At 50.7% G+C, this 18,074-nt stretch carries 13 protein-coding genes; all 13 read right to left on the bottom strand.

The window, feature by feature from the left end; translation table 11 throughout:
- Nucleotides 1-83 precede the first annotated feature (83 nt).
- Nucleotides 84-2,051 (bottom strand): glycoside hydrolase family 127 protein, encoded by a 1,968-nt coding sequence (locus tag PT964_RS21545; RefSeq protein WP_274365422.1) that lies wholly within the window; start codon nucleotides 2,049-2,051, stop codon nucleotides 84-86.
- A gap of 43 nt (nucleotides 2,052-2,094) precedes the next feature.
- Nucleotides 2,095-2,379, bottom strand: coding sequence for a DUF6171 family protein (locus PT964_RS21540; protein ID WP_274365421.1), 285 nt, complete (start codon nucleotides 2,377-2,379; stop codon nucleotides 2,095-2,097).
- 5 nt (nucleotides 2,380-2,384) lie between these two features.
- Nucleotides 2,385-3,881, bottom strand: a complete 1,497-nt coding sequence (locus PT964_RS21535; protein WP_274365420.1) for an alpha-N-arabinofuranosidase — start codon at nucleotides 3,879-3,881, stop codon at nucleotides 2,385-2,387.
- A gap of 81 nt (nucleotides 3,882-3,962) precedes the next feature.
- Nucleotides 3,963-6,731: a beta-galactosidase gene (locus PT964_RS21530; RefSeq protein WP_274365419.1), complete on the bottom strand. Its 2,769-nt coding sequence runs from the start codon at nucleotides 6,729-6,731 to the stop codon at nucleotides 3,963-3,965.
- Nucleotides 6,732-6,844: 113 nt separating this feature from the next.
- Nucleotides 6,845-7,879, bottom strand: coding sequence for a LacI family DNA-binding transcriptional regulator (locus PT964_RS21525; protein ID WP_274365418.1), 1,035 nt, complete (start codon nucleotides 7,877-7,879; stop codon nucleotides 6,845-6,847).
- Between the two features lie 69 nt (nucleotides 7,880-7,948).
- Complete coding sequence (locus PT964_RS21520) at nucleotides 7,949-9,496, bottom strand: glycoside hydrolase (RefSeq protein WP_274365417.1); 1,548 nt, start codon at nucleotides 9,494-9,496, stop codon at nucleotides 7,949-7,951.
- Between the two features lie 44 nt (nucleotides 9,497-9,540).
- Complete coding sequence (locus PT964_RS21515; RefSeq protein ID WP_274365416.1) at nucleotides 9,541-10,536, bottom strand: carbohydrate ABC transporter permease; 996 nt, start codon at nucleotides 10,534-10,536, stop codon at nucleotides 9,541-9,543.
- Nucleotides 10,523-11,425 carry a carbohydrate ABC transporter permease gene (locus PT964_RS21510; RefSeq protein WP_274365415.1) on the bottom strand — a complete coding sequence of 301 codons (903 nt, stop codon included), beginning with the start codon at nucleotides 11,423-11,425 and terminating at the stop codon, nucleotides 10,523-10,525. The genes PT964_RS21515 and PT964_RS21510 overlap by 14 nt, the downstream gene beginning before the upstream one ends.
- Nucleotides 11,426-11,438: 13 nt before the next feature.
- Nucleotides 11,439-14,063: a DUF5696 domain-containing protein gene (locus PT964_RS21505; protein ID WP_274365414.1), complete on the bottom strand. Its 2,625-nt coding sequence runs from the start codon at nucleotides 14,061-14,063 to the stop codon at nucleotides 11,439-11,441.
- A gap of 4 nt (nucleotides 14,064-14,067) precedes the next feature.
- Complete coding sequence (locus PT964_RS21500; RefSeq protein ID WP_274365413.1) at nucleotides 14,068-14,724, bottom strand: YIP1 family protein; 657 nt, start codon at nucleotides 14,722-14,724, stop codon at nucleotides 14,068-14,070.
- A gap of 32 nt (nucleotides 14,725-14,756) precedes the next feature.
- Complete coding sequence (locus PT964_RS21495) at nucleotides 14,757-16,220, bottom strand: NHL repeat-containing protein (RefSeq protein WP_274365412.1); 1,464 nt, start codon at nucleotides 16,218-16,220, stop codon at nucleotides 14,757-14,759.
- Between the two features lie 29 nt (nucleotides 16,221-16,249).
- Entirely contained in the window at nucleotides 16,250-17,140 is an 891-nt protein-coding gene (locus tag PT964_RS21490) for a carbohydrate ABC transporter permease (protein ID WP_274365411.1), read from the bottom strand.
- 1 nt (nucleotide 17,141) lies between these two features.
- Nucleotides 17,142-18,074: a carbohydrate ABC transporter permease gene (locus tag PT964_RS21485; protein WP_425262780.1), complete on the bottom strand. Its 933-nt coding sequence runs from the start codon at nucleotides 18,072-18,074 to the stop codon at nucleotides 17,142-17,144.

Raw genomic sequence — 18,074 nt, 5'->3', positions numbered from 1 at the left:
TTTTTGTCCAAGACGAAATCTTAGTCCTTACAGGAATGTTTAGCATCGCAGCGGGTAGCGAGCAGCGTCGAGAAACAGTGCCTTTACTCCTTCGCACGCACCCAAACGCTCATTTCTCCCGCGCCCCGGTTGCCCCATAAATAATATGGGACCGCGCGAATGCGAACCTGCTCCCGGGAGGAGACGGATTCCGCCGGACGATACGCTTGATCGGCCCACCCGTCCGCAGCATCCTTCCAGCCCTCCGTCTCTATGGCGACGATGCCGCCGAATAAATCGGGTATGTGCCGCTCAATCAGCTCAGAGCTCATAGAAACGGATAATGCGGCAAGCGGCTTCCCGTGATCCGCTTCCTCCAAGCAATAGACGAGCGGTCCGCGCTGGATCGCCGCCCTGCCCGCATTGGCGCGAATTTCGGGATTCGCTCTCATCCATACCGGCTTCATGGGAAGCGTCCACTCCACGGTATCCGAATCGGACCATATCCTTTCAATTCGGACATAGCCGTCCTTCAGCCTTCCGTCAAGCGGGAACGCTTCCCCGTTTATAACCAAACTTGCCCCTTTCGCGCACCAATCGGGCACCCTCAGAGCAAGCGTGAAGCGCTTCGCCCCGGATAAAGAAATTTGCAGCGTCACGTTTCCTTGCCAAGGAAGCTCCGAATGCTGCCGGACCAATACGGAATCGCCTCCCAACCGGACGCTTAACTCACTGCCGATATACAGATGAGCATAAATCGTATCTTCGTCTGCCGTATACACGTATTGCCCCAAAGAGGTCAGCAAGCGCGCCAAGTTCGGGGGACAGCATGCGCACCCGAACCACCCTTGCCGCTGCGCCTTCACATGATGCTTGCCGGGATTTTTGGCGCTTGCTTCCGGCCATACTTCGAGCGGATTGACGTAAAAATAATGCTTTCCGTCCTGCTGCATGCTTCCGATGATCAAATTGTATAACGCCCGTTCCATAACGTCCGCATATTCGCTCTTGGCTTCGATTTGAAGCATCCGCTGCGCAAAAAATACGAGGCCGATCGAGGCGCACGTTTCCGCATATACCGTGTCGTTCGGCAAGTCGTAATCGAACGTGAACGCTTCGCCGTGGTGCGTCGACCCGATTCCTCCGGTAATATACATTTGCTTTGACGCAATATTCGCCCAAAGCCTGCGGCAAGCGTCCAGGAGGCCTTGATCCTGCGACAGGCGGGCAAGATCCGCCATTGCCGTATACATATATACGGCTCTTACCGCGTGGCCGACCGCCACCTGTTGTTCCCGAACCGGCACATGGGCTTGATTGTATTCCAGATGCGGCCTCCCGCCCTTGCCTCCGGTCCAGTGCGACGTCCGCCCCCGCTTCTCCCACTCTTCGACGAAGAAGCTGGGGCTCTTTCCGCGTTCATCGATAAAATATTGGCTCAACCGCAAATAGGTTTCGTTGCCGGTCGCTTGATACAGCTTTACGAGCGCGAGCTCGATTTCTTGATGGCCGTCATAGCCGCGGATTTTCCCCTCTTCGGGACCGAAAACCGTATCGATATGATCGGCGAACCGGCACATCGCATCCAGCAGCTTTCTTTTGCCCGTGCCTTGATAATAAGCGACGGCCGCTTCGATCATATGTCCGGCGCAGTAAAGCTCGTGGCATTCGTGCAGATTCGTCCATCGGCTGCCCGGTTCCTTAATCGTGTAGTACGTGTTGATGTACCCGTCTTCCGCCTGTGCCTGACAGATGAGATCGATGATTTCGTCCGCCAGCCGCTCCAGATTCGCATCGGGGTACGACGCCAACGAATAGCCGACCGCTTCCAGCCATTTCGCCACATCGCTGTCTTGAAACACCATGCCTCCGAATGTTCCGTCCTCCAAGCCGGCCGCAATCCGAAAGTTTCGGATCGCGTAGCTCGGCGCCGTATCCGGGATCCGGTCGTGCAGCGCTTCATATTGATAAGGAATGACCGTAGTTCGCACCAATTCCATATACGAAGACCAGAATGAATCGGTTATGCGAACTTGACTCAGAGGGATTGCTGGCGAAACCGTTGAAACCACCGGAAACACGCTCCTTTTTTCGACAATGTGTTACCCTCGCACTTCAACTGTAACGCTGCCATCCCGCCCCCCCTGGCGCGGGGCAGCTTTTATCCTTCAGTTTGGCCGCGATTTTAACGAAGCAGCCGCACAAGGCGCAGGTATGGCCGTCAAGCAGCTTGGGGCAAGCGCCGCAAAGCCGCAGCCGCTCTTCATATACGGCATCCGGCACGCAGTGGCCGCTGCCGGGCTGAAACATCGGCGCGGCAAGAATCCGGCCGATCTGCTCCTCGGTAACCCGAACATCGCTGCGGCACCCTTTGCACGAACGATCCGCGGCTGCCTCCATACGCATCACCGCGAGGTCAATTCAAGCACCGTAACGGACATCGGAGGCAAATTCGCTTGAAGCGTATGCCCATCGATCGTGTATTCCGTGAACGCGGCGGGCTTGACCTGATCGGGGCGATCGAAGGTGTTGTGTCCGTCGATCCGCCCGGAAGTTAGCGTCGTCGCGACGACGTTCACTCCGCCGTCCGCCAAGCCGCGCAGCTCAAGCTTAACGCCGGCAATGGACTGATGGTCCAAGTTGCACAAGCTCACATGAATGCGGCCGTCCGCATCGCGGGAGGCGGAAGCGGAAATTTGCGGCATCGCTGCGTTCTCGCTGCCGATCTGTGCGACGGTCTCATGCGTATCGAGCAATTCGGCGTCTTGGTGCACCTTGAACATGTCGAATACGTGATAGGTCGGCGTGAGCACCATGTTCTCGCCTTCCGTAAGAATGACGGATTGAAGCACGTTGACCAGCTGCGCGATGTTCGCCATACGTACGCGATCGCAATGTTTGTGGAAAATGTGCAGCGTAATCCCGGCCACGAGCGCGTCGCGAATCGTATTTTGCTGATACAGGAAGCCCGGATTCGTACCCGGCTCCACATCGTACCAAGTTCCCCACTCGTCGACGATGAGGCCGATCCGCTTGCTCGGATCGTATTGATCCATAATGGCGGAATGCCTTGTAATCAGCTCTTCCATATGCAGCGCTTTGTTAAGCGTGGCGCCCCATTCGGATTCGGGGAATCCGGTGGCCGCCCCCTTGTTCCACCAATCTCCGGTCGGGAGCGTGTAATAATGCAGCGTGATCGAATCCATGAACCGATGCGCCTGCTTCATCAACGTTTCCATCCAGTGATAATCGCTCACGTTCGGTCCGCATGCGATTTTATGTATGCGGTTGTCGCCGTAATTGCGGACGTACGTCTGGAACTGGCGGTACAAATCCGCGTAATATTCCGGACGCATATTGCCGCCGCAGCCCCAATTCTCGTTGCCGACGCCGAAATATTTCAGCTTCCACGGCTGCTCCCTGCCGTTCGCTTTGCGCCATTCCGCCATCGGAGACACGCCGTCGAACGTTAGGTACTCAACCCATTCGGACATTTCCTGAACCGTTCCGCTGCCGACGTTGCCGTTAATGTACGGCTCGCATTCCAGCAGCTCGCACAGCATCATAAACTCGTGCGTTCCGAAGTGGTTATTTTCCACAACGCCGCCCCAGTGCGTATTGATCATACGCTTGCGGCTTTCCCGCGGGCCGACTCCGTCCTTCCAATGGTATTCGTCCGCGAAGCAGCCGCCAGGCCATCTCAATACGGGAATTTTCATCCGTTTCAGCGCCTGCAGCACGTCGTTGCGGATGCCGTTCGTGTTCGGGATGGGCGAATCTTCTCCGACCCATAGTCCTTCGTAAATGCATCGCCCGAGGTGTTCGGAGAAATGCCCGTAAATATTTCGGTTGATCGTGCCCAGCGTGCGGTCCGCCTGAATGACGACTCGGTTGGTGGTCATGCGTGTGTTCATCCTTTCAATTAATGTTTTTATTAATCACATTCTATATTTACTAATCCAATTACTATATTAAAAGCGTATTCAATAATTGGCAACCGTTTTTATTATTTTTTTCCATGGGCGAAACGACTGGTCGTCGAACAGCAGCCGTACTTTCTCGGGGGAACGCCCTTCTTCGTCGAATAGGACAAGCTCATTGTTTTCTTTCAGCCACGCCAACGGCACTTTGTAATCCTCCTGCGGGCCGATTTGCCAGTATCTGCCCAGGTTGATTCCGTTCAGCCAGATCGATCCCTTGCTCATGCCCGTAAGCCGCAGCTTCAGCTTCGCATGAATCGTTTCCGGAAGGACGGGCTTGCCGAATTCGCAGCGATGCCAAGCCGGAGCTCTCGTTCCCGGCTTCGCCGCCGAAGACGCAGCCGGCCTCCAGTCTTCTACGACGGCCATGCTCCAGTTTTTGACTTCCTCGGAAGAATGATAGGTTAACAGCTCAAGCCGGTTGATCGGCGCCTTGAAATACGGCATCTCTATAACATTATCGCCTTGTCTGATAAACTCCGAGATGTCGACCGTCCCGTGCGCAAACCAATTATGATACCCTTCCATCGGCACTTCCTTGCCGTTGATGCGCAGCGGGGCGCTCAGAGCACCGACCAAAGCAGCCCGGTCATGCCCCTCCGTCCGGAACGTACGCGATAGTATCGGCTGCCCGTCCGGCTTGTTCACCTGATCGAGATGCACCGTTTCGTCATCACAAATCCACCCTTTGCGCAAATCGTGCACGGATCCGTTCAAATATCCCGTTTCGAACAAGCCTTTGGGCTCTCCGAGATACGGCGAAAAATTCAATCTGCCCATATGCTGAACCAAAAGCTGCAGCTTGTTGCTGCCTTTGCGCAAATGCACCTCGACGGATGCGGATCCGACCTCGCGAATCAAGCCGGTTTCCGTTCCGTTGACGTACACCCTTGCGGTATCTTGAAGCTTCGGCAATATCAGCACCGTCGACCGGTCGGCCTCGCTCTCGACTTGGCACGTATACAATAAATACCCGAACGGTTGAGAGAAGCTTGAAAAATCCTTCGGTCCCTCTATGGAAACCCCTTCTACTGAGGTAACATCCAACGTTCTGCTCTCCCATTCGTCCAAGACCGGCACCCGAACATTTTCCGTCGCGAAGCGGCCGACATCGTCCGGCTTCGGCAAAAAACTTAGCCCGCGAAACAGATCGTCGGAAGCTTCGCCCTTTTCGCTAATACATGCAAGAATTTCCCCGTTCGGACCGGCATGCAGGTCGCTGCACCCGCTAACCCACTGTCCGTCGCCCAAGCGCCACGTTTTGTCCATCTCGCTCGCATTCATAACGATCAACCGAAGGGACTTGCCTCCGACGGTCAGCCAAACGGTCTGCGGCTCGCTATAATGGTAAAAGTCAAAGGAGATCGTTCTCCGATCCGGACTCAACACATAAAGCGTCGGCTGACCGTCCGAATAGCGTATTTCCTGCTCGGCATTCAATTCGACCCAGGATCTTTGCCCGTTTTTTGCATATACGATCAAGGTTTGGATCCCGTCAACAGGTTCGTTGCACGCAATCGGCGTATTGCAGGTCAGACGGACCCCATCGCAAATCCGGTACCGGTCAAGCACAGGCACGATTTCTCCGGGATTTACCGTGACGGGCAGCGTTTTGCCGTCCTCCAGCGTCACATGGAACGTTTCTCTTTCCGCCTTGACGCTTTCGATAAACAATAGCCTTTGATCCCGAAGCGTTCTGCCGCGAACCTTAATCCCCTGCGAAGCTTTGATGCCGGCCGCATCGAACGGTTCCGACTCGAGCAGGAACGATTCGATCGTCCGTATAAAGTATGTAAACCGTTTCGCGGCAAAATATTTCGCGGTCGTTCTCCCGTATTCGTTAAGCGGAGCGTCGTAGTCATAGGACGTTACCATGAAAATGTCGCTGCCGCCTACCGTTCTTCCTCCATACCCGCCAAAATTCGTTCCGCCGAAAAACATGTAATGACTGATTCCGTCAAAGCCCGCTTGAACGGCTTCGAACATTCTTTTCTCGTACAGCTCGGGCGTCTTTTGGGTTGCGGCGGACGCGCCCCAGTGTTCAAACCAGCCGCTCCAAAATTCCGTAACCACTTTCGGCGCGTCCGGTTGTTTCTCGGCCAAGCTCGCATAGTGATGATCGGCGCCGCTCCAAAAGTTGGCTCCCTCGATCGCGCCCTCCACGCCGCCGACGCAGGTGATCAAAGGCACATCGATCCCTCTTCGGAGCAGTCCGTCCCGCAAGTGGCACAAATACTCGCGGCCCGTCTCGTCGTCCGCCAAATACCCGTATTCGTTTTCCACCTGAACCAGAATGACCGATCCGCTCTGCGTAATTTGGCGGCGGCGAATGACCTCCGCAATGCGGTCGAAATACAAATCCGCATACTTCAAATACACGTCGTTGTGCTCCCGAAGCTTCACTCCCGCCTTTCGGCCCAGCCACCACGGAAAACCGCCGAAGTCCCATTCCGCGCATATGTACGGACCCGGGCGCGCAATCACCCACAACCCCAGCTCGGCGCAAAGGTCGAGGAACGCCCCGCAGTCCGCATCGCCTTCGAAATGCCATTCCCCTTCATTCGGCTCATGCACGTTCCACGCAAAATAAGTGTCGACGCAATTCATGCCGGCCAGCTTCGCCTTGACGAGAACCTCCCTCCACTCCTCCTTCGGCATCCGAAAATAATGAATAGAGGCGCTGCTTAGAAACATGCGCTTGCCGTTTATATAGAAGCTTTTGCTATCGTATGTGATCTCGGTTTTTGTCTTGCTTGCATAAACGGTGTTCACCGGATTCACCTTCCTGTTTCGTAATGTTTTCAAACCGTTTTTCTCATTGAAATTCGTTTCATGAAATGGGTTTCACTAATTTCGAAAAAGAGATAAGTTCTTGATCTTAGAACTTATCTTGTAAGCTTATTCGGGCCGGTGCTTTGCCGAACGACCAGCTGCGGGCGAAGTACCGTCAGCCTTCTCGCCTTTTCCCGGCTAATGAGCTGATGAAGGATTTGTACGGATTGTTTCCCCAACTCATAGGTTTGCTGGGTAACGGTTGTCAATTCCGGGATCAGGACGGTGGATAACTGGGTGTCATCGTAGCCGGCGACCGATATGTCGTCGGGTATTCGCAGCCCGCTCTCGATTGCCGTCTTAACGGCTCCGACGGCGGTAAAGTCGTTCACGCACATTACCGCCGTCGGCCTTTCTTTCATGCCGATCAGCTTGCCCATCAGCTCTTTCCCGCTTTCGACGCTGAAATCGCCGGGTAAAATCCATTCCGGCCTTACCGGCAAGCCGTTTTCTTCCATTTTTCTTTTAAAAGCTTTCACCTTCTGAGTCGTCGTGCTCATGTGGCTCCAGCCGCCGATAAACGCTATATCTTTATGCCCGAGATCGATCAGATGCTGGGCAGCCAGTTCCGCCCCGGCCGCTTCATCCGTCATCACCCGATACAGATTGCTCTTCGGAAGATTTCCGTTGACCAGAACGATCGGAATTTGCTTCGAAAGCTCGACAACCTCCTCTGCAAGCTCCGGATTGCAGCGAGCCAGATTGATTCTTCCCCCGAGGAAAATAATCCCGTCTACTCTCTTTTCCTTTAATATCGTGAGGTATTCCGATTCCCGCTGATAGTCTCCTCCCGTGTCGCACAAAAAGAACGTATATCCCTTAGTACGCGCTTCCGCTTCGGCCCCGCTGATTACTTCCGGGAAGAAAGGATTTGTAATATCCGGGAGAATCATGCCGATCATCCCCGTTACTTTGCTGATCAAGCTTCTCGCAAGCGCATTGGGTTGAAACTGGTGCTTCTTGATGATGGCATTGACCTTCTCCCGCGTGCTTGCCTTGACGGGAGCCGTATCGTTAAGAACGCGCGATACCGTCGCTACCGAAACGTTCGCTTCCCTTGCAATATCATAGACCGTAATACTTTTCATATTGGATAATCCTTTCAGCAAGGTATTACACTAAAGGTAACAAATACCTTAAAAAATTGAAACAGAAATCTATCCCATAAATCCCCCGTACAACGTCACTACGGAGCGTGCAGGAACGACGGCTGCCAGCGTACCGTCCGCCCGAACCGGAACGTCCTCGCCCCGCTTCAGATCGCTTTCGGCTGAAGTGACGTAGTATTGCATGACGGCGGCTGCAGCTTCCGGACGAAGTACTTGTAAAGAAATCGAAATGCGCCGATCCTCGCAGCTGTCGTTGACGAAGACGGCCGTGACCGTCTGTTCCCCTTCATGGACGTAAGCGGAGCCGAACAGCCCGCTTCGCGCTTCCTCGTCAAGCCCCGTTAACGCGACGCGCACGGCGCCGGGACGTATAAATTTGCTGTAGTTGCCGAGCGCCCACAATATTTTCGAAGGGAGAACGGTTTGCTCATCCCCCTCATTATGGAAATCGGTGTAAATCAAGCCGTCCTTATAATCTTCTTTGGAGACCGCCGTCCACCATTGCCATGCCGCCGCATTCGCCTTCGTCAAATCGAAATGAATCGTGCGGGCGACGTGCAGCGCCGCATCGATTCCCAAGTCGCGGCCGGGGCCGCCCGGGCCGAGAATACAATATTCCGTCATCCAATACTTGGAGTCCGGGTCGTATTTTTTCATATTGGCGGCGAGCAATTCTCTGAGTTTGCCGAGACGGTCGTCGCCGGGTTTGCTGTAATCGGACCAATACGAATGCGATGCGATTTTATTGCCGACCGCTTCCCTCATTTCCGGGTCCCCGAGCAAATCCTTAATGTATTCCCGGTATTTGCCCGTTCCCAGACTGTTGGCGCCGCCCGTATACCGTTCGTTGTTCGTAAACATGTTGAAGTATTCGTCATCCAGCAGCGATGTAATTTCAACGCCGTCCGGAGCGCTGATTTGCGCCGTAAGGCCCTTCTCCTTCAGCTGCCTGTGCAGCTCGAGAATGACACGCTTCAAATCGTCATTATTATAGCGGTTCCCTTCCTGCCCCGCTTTGTTCCAATCCCATGTCGGCTCGTTAATGGGACTAATATACTGAAACTCGATGCCTTCCTCTTGAAAATGCTTCAGCACATCGATTAAGTATGCCGCAAACTCGCCTTCAAAGCCTTCCTTTAAATTGGTGGAGCCCACCGCCGGATCCGGCTGGGCGTGACCGTTCTTTGTCATCCAAACCGGCGGGCTGTTTACGAAAGCGATCAGCGTATCCACGCCCCGTTCTTTGGCCGCCCTCAAAAACCACACCTGACCCGCCTGTTTGCTCCAATCGTATTCGCCGTCCCCGGACGATTTGAACGCATCCGCCCGGCGCCACGGATTCCCGATAATCGCTTGGTCCGTCTCCGTAGAGCCCGCACCGATGTTGAACCGCCAAGCGGACAGGCCGATTCCCTTCTCCCTGGAGAAGAGCAAATCCGCCACGCGCGCTTTATTTTCTTCGGTCCAATATTTCCCGAGCGGCTCCATCGACCACGCGTCGGATGCGCCGAAGTTATCGATCTTTTGATAGGTTACGTCCGCGTCGATTAACACTTGAGCGTCGAAAGATAATTTGTCCGTCAATTTCGTTTTCATCCGCCTCTTCCTTTAAATTAAAGTAGTTTTGCTAAATGCAGATCTCAACCCACGATACCCGACTGTTCAAAGTTCTCGACGATCCGTTTCTGTACAACGAAGTATATAACCAGCAGCGGCAGGAGATAGATGATGGCGGCCGCTTGCTTTACGGCATCGAAGGCAAACGTTGTAGCCCCCGGCGCGTCATACCATGTTCTTATCGCGTATAAAATGTTATTCACGTTGGCCGGCGCAAATGTCGATGCAAGCCTCATACTTACATACGGTCCGTCGGCATGGAAATAACCCGTATAGTAAGTGTCCCCGTAATTCCAGACGAAGGCTAGAATGGCAACCGTCATAATAGCCGGTACGGCGTTCGGAAGACCGATTCTGAAATATGTCTTATAAAAGCCGCAGCCGTCAATATAAGCGGCTTCCTCCAGCTCTTTAGGCAGCCCCCTGAAAAATTGGCGGAATATGAATACGAACATGCTTTGCTTTACCCCAAAGCCGAATAGCGCCAATAAATATAGCGAGTAAGGCTTGTTGATCAAGTCGATCGGTTCGCCGTTAACCGCCGAAATGATGCCGAAAATATCAAAGTCCTTGAAGCTTAAATATTGAGAGATCAACAGCGACTGCGGAGGTACGACGAAGGTAAGGATGACGAGAAACATGACGGCGTTTTTCCCCCAGAAGTCGACCCGTCCGAGCGAATACCCCGCGATGGCACTCACAAATATTTGGATGAAGGCGATCACGGCGGCATATGCTACGGATTGCAGCATAGGCACGCCGTTGCCGAACACGAGCCGCATGGCCGCCTGAAAGCTGACCGTCGAAAACTCGATCGGGACCCAAATGACGTCGGGATTTCCCAAATCCTCCAAATTGTTAAATACGACCGGAAGCAGCTTTATTAAAGGATATAATATGGCGAAACCGAGTCCGATCACTAATGACAAGAAGAAATAACCGAATATGACTCTCCGAAGCTTCTCTTTCACTGCATACGCGTTTATTGGTTTTCCGGCCCGCACATCACTTTGCAGCATTGTTCCACTTCACCACCCTGCTAAGTACTAGCATCAATATGAGCAAATCGACTAATACATTGACCAAATAAACGACCGACAGCGCGGAACCGACACCGATATTGTTCTTATTGAATGCGAAGTAGTATATCTCCGTTGAGATCGTGGACTTGAGGAACATATCGACAAACGTGTAGATCAATGCAAACAGCGAAATATTCGACAGCAAGGGCAGCGTAATTTTCCAAAAAATTTCGTAGCCGTTGGCGCCTTCTATTTTGGCCACCTCGTAAAGCGATCTGTTAATAGACTGCAACCCCGCCAAAAAAATGAGAGTCTGAACCCCGGTCTGCGATATAAGCATGAAAATGTCGTTGGCTAAATCGGATATAAAAACCGTAACCTGCCTGGGAAGAAACGTGTACGTGCGCAGAAATTCCATCAGCATACCGTTATCGAACCGGTTCGCTACCGCTGCATCAGCCACATCCCCGCCCGTAGTCACCAAAATTAAATCGACGACTACCTTCAATCCCAATACGATGGGCAGAAAGAAGACGACCCTGGCAAGCCCCTGCCCCTTGAATTTCACGTTGATCAGGATCGCGCAGAACAGACTGAAGATGACGATGACAGGAGTATTGATAAAAATATTGAGATTTTCATCCGAAAATACTCTTAAAAACTGTCGGCTCTGGCTCGATACTTCAACGTTAAAAAGATTCGTGTAATTTTGAAAGCCGACATAATGAAGCACCATCCCTCCCGAGTCTGCCACGCCTACTTCATGAAAGGAGTATTTGATCGTGCTCGCCAGCGGCGTCAAAAAGAACAATATGAAACCGATCAGCCACGGCAGTACAAACACGATGCCGTTTATTTTTCTCATATTTTTATATGAAATTCGCATGTCGAATGGCTCCTTACGATTTTGACTCGATGATATAGCCGAGTGCATCCAGACGAGCTCCAGCTACGGATACCGGAAATTTATTGTAATTCACAATAACCGATACCCCTGACGCATAGGTCGTTTCAAACACGTTCTTCGCGAGCATCCGGTGGTCGACAATTTCCTTCGTGCCTATTTCTGAAAGCCCTTTGCTGTACTCGTCATAAACGGACTTTATTTTTTCCTTAAGAACGGAGTACTGGATCGAAAAATAATCGCTATATTCGGTATTTTTAAGGACATCGACATTTTCGGCGCTGATCGTAAACTTCGGAATGCTGCCGAGCTCCAACGCTTGCAATATAAAGTAATCGCTTCGGTCCGCAGACATATTCACATTCAAGGTTGTATATTCCGTCAGCCCGTTCATGACCAGCTGCCGGAACGGAATGGAGACGTACATCGTTCCGTAATTGCTGCTCTCCCGCGATATATCGGCCGCATATGCCGCAAACCTGATGTTATCGACATTCGGATTTTCCAGTGCGATTGTTTTGCTTTCCGATAGTTTGTTCAAGTTATCCTGCACGATCGAATCGGCAATGACGGGATCGACGATATCGCGCGGATTGTAATTGGCATAATAAGCGGACCCCATATCATTCACAAAAATAGTGGGGTAATCCTTAGAGCTTCTTATAAATTTATCCACCGTATCGCTCAAATACAAAGGATGCAGCAAGTATTGCTTCGTGCTGCGCGGATTGAACCAGCCGTCGGAATAGTTGTACTTCATCAATTCAACCGGCTTCCCGTCATATCCGTGCAGCGCATTCGTTTTCGGCCAGAAGCCTCCGCTCGTGTCCGATACTCTCATCAAATCGGCATTGAGGAACAGCCTATTGTTTTCACCGTCGAAAACTTTCATTAAGGCTTCAAAATCGTCTTTGCTTCCATTCGAACCCGCCAAAACCGCTTTGTTTGAGATCGAATTATTCAGCCCGTTGTTAAATACGCCCTTATAGTTGACGATTTTGTTTACACCCTTTAAATCGTTCATGATCGCAAGCAGCTGACTATATTTCGTCATGGAATAAGGCTCTTTATACGGGATTCCTAGAAATCTCTTTTCCAGCGTGACGGTTCCGATCACATCGAGGAAAAGCTTTGGCATAGCATTATACGATGCCGTTATGTCGTATTTTTCCATCAGGTATTCCCGGTACGTCTTCGCCATGTCGTAATAGGTTACCTGATCGGGGAACAGCTTGTATCTTACGGAATAATCGACGGGAATCAAGCCGGTGGACGACAGAAACCGCGCTTCATTGTCGCTGTAGGGCCCAAACACCTTGACGCGCGAATACTGCATGGAATCGAAAGTGCTGTACACTTTGTTATAGAAGGTCCCGCCGGCCGAAGTGTCCTTTGTGCCCAGTTGAACCTTGATCGATCCGAGCTCCGCCCCGGATTCAATAATCCCCATAAATCCTTGGGATTTTCCTTCAAGATCGGTATGGTACATGCCGAACACGGGCATTGTGAGATTTTCGGGAAATTCGGGCATTTCATACAGCGTGCCGTAATAATTGTTGTTGTACACCGGCCTTTCGTATTCCGGATATTTGCCGTTGAACGTATTGAGCTCGAATAAAGCTCCGGAACCGTCCGGTACAACTATGTACCCGTTGTCCGCCTTCTCCGCGGATGCGAGTCCGAAGGATGGGAATACGGATATGTTCTGTATCGTATAAAATTCGTTTCCGTTCTCAATTTCATAGGTCGGTATATGTACTACCAAATCCCCTTGATCCAGAGTCGCTTCCATCGTAATTACGAATTTTGCGGGCTTCGTAATCGTTACATTGATTCCGAACTGTTGACTGTCCGCGACCAGCATTTCCGTCGTATATTCAACCGCTTTCGAGAAATTGATCAGATCTTTCACAAGCGAAAGCGGCGGAAGCCCCGAGAACTTGGAGAAATAGAGACCGTTATCTTCATCCAGCTGATACGTTAGATTCAAAGCATCTTGATACTTAACGACTTCCGCCGCTGTAATTTTTCCTTCATTAAACTTCCGGTCCAGCTGGTCCAGAAACTCGGTTTGGTAATGTTCGACCGATATTTTTTGAGGCATATATTCATTCAGTCGGTACGATTCCGTTTCAAAAAAATCAAATACGATCTGAACGCCGTTATCGATTTTATTCAGCTTGTAGTTGCCGCTTTGAATGGCGTACTTGTACGCGTCCCATTCGTACATTGCGCTGTCATTGCCCAGAAACTTGATCACGATCGGCGATTTCTCCGCATCGCCGCTTTTTTCATCCGTATATATGCTGTTCCATTCGGCGCCGGTTTTCGTATCGGCTACTTTCACATTCAAGGTAGCGGTATCGATATAAAGCTCTTTTCCTTCCCCGCTCGCCAAAAGAACGGTGCCTGCGTTTTTTTCTATCTCGCCTAGAGAAGCCGACAAGCCCGCTTTATGATACTCAGGGAGCGCTTGCCGCTTTATGTTCAAATGCTTGATGACGGTAGGCGTAAAACAAGCTGCCGCGATGATTAACACTGCCAGCAGGGCATATAGGAGTTCTTTCTTCCCTATTCTCTTGATTCGTATGACCGCCGCTCCGCTCACATTTTTTATCATGCTGTCACCACCTTTTTGTCAATTCGCTGAATAGTGCGTAAACGAATCCGATTACTTTTCCCAGCAGCGTGAAATACAACATGGATAGAAACACAATAATGATCGCGGAACAGAACGAGACGAGCAGCGTGACAACGTTCGTTACCACCGTATATTCATGAATGACGCACAGTCCGCAGAACAGCAAGAAGATGAACCACACCGTTCCGATGGCCATAAATGCATACAGAAGCCCCGCTTCTTCCTGAATAATGACATTGCTCAAAACGATTCCCGCGATATCGAATAGCAGCTTCGGCACCAGCGCATAACTCAAGACGATAAAAATGTCGCCCATGGAGCCGTTCCCGTCGAACAGCGTCGTTATGCTCCAATTGCTGATCAGAAACAATAAATAAGGGAACAAAGTGGTGAGAAATATCGTGATGCTGTTCATCGCAAACAAAGGATTATAGTTCAAAATATACCCGGTGTATTGATAGCTCATAATACCCGTAATGCCGCAGACCAGCATGATGATCGCCGGGATCGCGTAATTTTTCTTCCTTAGAAATTTAATATCGTAAAATCCGTCAAACGGATGAAAGAGTACGTAAAACAAATATTTTCCATCATCAATCATTCCGGCCATAAATCGAATCATACCCTTTCTTTGGAGCATTTCGTTCACCTGATTGCGATGCGCGGCGGAGTCTAATTGTTTTTCTTGCTGTACTTGTATTCCGAATAGAATAAGGCGGCCGCCAGGAGCAGAAACGGGATGACGAACCATATGAAATTCAGTTGAACAAACCTATTGCGATGCTCGGCGTAAGCTTTCGAATAATAATTCCGGTTATTGCCGAGCTTGAGGTAATACATCGCTTTGTCAAACAGATCCTGCATGAGATAATTTCTGCCTACTCCCGTATAGGCAATGTCGTAATTTGCATTCAGCTTGAGCGTATCTTCGAAATATTGGCCGGCAGCCTCCCAATTCCCGTTAAAATATTGTTTTTCGGCATTAAGAGCCGCTTGGCCGAATTCGGTAGGCTGAAATAGATAAGCGCTTGCGAATTGCTTATCCGTTACGATCAACCGATCCCCGAACCATGCAATGGCCGTCGGGTCCTTGACATTGCCTTTCAAATTCCCCGAGGAATTGAATATGTTCATCAAATCCCCTTCGAAATTATAAAGAAAGACTCTGCCTTGCGTTTTATCCAGTAAGGCATACACTCCGTAATCGGAAACCGCGATATCCACGAACTGGCTTTTCAAATCCGCCGAACCGCGGCTGCGCAGGTCGCCGATGACCGGGAAATAACCGCCTTGCACGAGCACATTTTCGCCCTTGGAATTGAACCGGAATACCATGTCCTGAGCGGAAGGGTCGAAGGTCGTTGCGTAAATGAGCCCTTCCGAGTCGATCGTCAAATTGTTGAACGACGGCGCAAACACTTTTTTCATCTTTTGCTTTTGCTGGTTGGAGGCGATCGATTTCCAGAAGTGATCCACCAGGTTGACTCTAGGCTTGTTAAGGCCGAAATAACGGGAGAACGAGCCGTCGCTGTTGATTTCGATAATTCCTTCATAGCTGCCTTGAACAACGACACTCATTTTTCCGTCCTTATCGACAATCAGCTTGGAAGGCTTAAACAGGGTCGCTCCCACCATATTTCGGGGTCTTTCCACCGTTCTCTTGTAAGCGTACGATTTCCCATCAAGAACGATAATTCTTTCCGCCTCCGTATCGGCTATATAAAGCTCATCGGAAGCTTCGCTATAAAACACGCCCTCCGGTTTGTTCAGCATCAGCTGCTTGTTCGTATCTTTGTTGACCATAATTTTTCCGTTTTCATCTCGTATTAATTTAATAGAAGCGAGAAGCTTGAAATCCGCATCAAATACGTTCACGCGGCTTTCCGCCCCATCCACGAGAAAGATTCTGTCTTTGCTTACGAACACGTCGTCAACGCTTCCCAGCTTTATATTTTCCATACTGCTGGCGTCCAGCGTGTTTACCAGCTCGAAGGCCGGAAGGCTCTTTTTGACATTCCCCCAAAAATCATACGTATAATTGCTTTCAAACGTATTGGAGGCGTACGCACTTGCGGAGGGCAGCAACAAACCGAGTATGCAGGCGAAAACAACAGCCCAATAATAATGATGTCTCATTCGGTTGGGCCTTCCTTTCCGATTGTTAATTATTCTTTTATGCCTGTCGTGGCCATCGTTTGAATGACATTGCTCTGCGATACGACAAATACGACGATCGGCACCGTCAGCATGATGAGAGTAACGGCCGAGGCTACCCCGGTCCTGGCTACGCCTGCGTTCACGATTTGCGATAACGCGTAGCTTACCGGTTTCAGCTTTTCGCTGAAAATAAAGCCTCCTCCCGTCGTTCCCCATAAATATTGGAAGGATAATATGATCAGCGTAATCCATGCCGATTTTGAAAGAGGCATCATCACTCTCCAAAAGATGGTGAACTCGCTCGCCCCGTCGATTTTTGCGGCCTCAATGAGCGCATCGGGAACTTGAACCATAAAGTTTTGCATCAGGAACAGCCCGAGCGTCGATCCGACCGAAGGAAGTATAACCGCCCAGTAGCTGTCGATCATCCCCAGCTTGGACATGATGACATAATTCGGCAGCGCCGTGACGGTCCCGTTAAACATTAAGGAGTAAACGATCAATTTGGACATCAGCTTCGAACCCGGGAATATGTATTTAGCGAGCGGAAAGGCGGCCATGGAGCCGATGATTACGGTTCCCGCCGTTCCCAATGCGGTAAGGAACACGGTATTGAATATGTACCTCGACATCGGGATCCAGGAGTTTCCGATAATAATGGCAAGATCCGCGAAGTTGGTCACCGTCGGACTTTGCACGAACAATTTGGGCGGAAAAATAAAAATTTCGTTCAGCGGCTTAAAGGCGTTATTAATGATGAAAATGAGCGGCCAAACACTGAACAGTCCGAATATGCCGAGGAAAAATGTAAGAGTGAAGTCTCCTGCGATGCTTCTGTTCCTCCGCTTGAACTTCCTCGATATGTAAGCCTTCCTGATGGCTACGGCAACACCGTTCACGCTAGACACCTACCCTTCTTAATGCTTTCTGGACAATGATATTGGTAAATACCATGATGAAAAACAATATCGTCGCGATCGCCGACGCGTACCCCATCTCATATCTGATGAAGCCGTAATCGTGCAGATGGGTAAGTATCGTATGGCCGGCATATTCGACCGAAGGGAACCCGGCCAGCTCGATCGATATTTGCGATACCGAGAGAGAGCTGGTGATCTGCATCACCGCCCCGAACAGCAGCTGCGGCTTCATAGACGGAAGCGTAATATACCAAAGCTCCTGCCAGCGGTTTCTGATCCCGTCGATCTGACCGGCTTCATACAATGTTTTATCCACATTTTGCAAGCCCGCTATGAACGCCAGGAAGCTTACCCCAAGGCTCAGCCACAGCTGGACCAATATAAGAATCGGAAATACGTAGTTTTTCGTATCGAACCAAAGTATCGGCTCGCTCGCGAATCCGAGCTTCAGCAGCCATGCATTGGCATATCCGTACATATCGGAGGAGAAAATCAGCTTCCAGATCAAATAGGCGTTGCCCGAAATCGACGGCGCATAAAATACGAGCGTCATGATCGCGCGAACCTTCGGCGGAAGCTCATTGATCAGCCACGAAAATACGAAACACATGAGATAACTGATCGGCCCGGTAATCAGAGCGAAGAAAAGCGTATTTTTCACCGCAATCAGAAATACTTCGTCGTTGGTGAACAGATTAATATAATTGCCGAATCCGACAAACTTGGGGACCTCCAGCATGTCAAACGATGTGAAGCTAATCACGATAGAAGAAAATACAGGAATGACGGTGAACAATATGAATATGATTCCGAACGGCAGGATCAGCAAATATTTTTCTCTATGTTCCTTCCAGATCTGCGCACGCGTCATTTCGGCCAAGTTTCTTGCAGTTGTTTTCCGATTCGTCAGCAT

It is taken from the genome of Paenibacillus thermotolerans, assembly GCF_028745515.1.
Lineage (GTDB): Bacteria > Bacillota > Bacilli > Paenibacillales > YIM-B00363 > Paenibacillus_AE > Paenibacillus_AE thermotolerans.
Note: the sequence above shows the minus strand (reverse complement) of the source record. Positions and strands in the feature narration are given on the sequence as shown.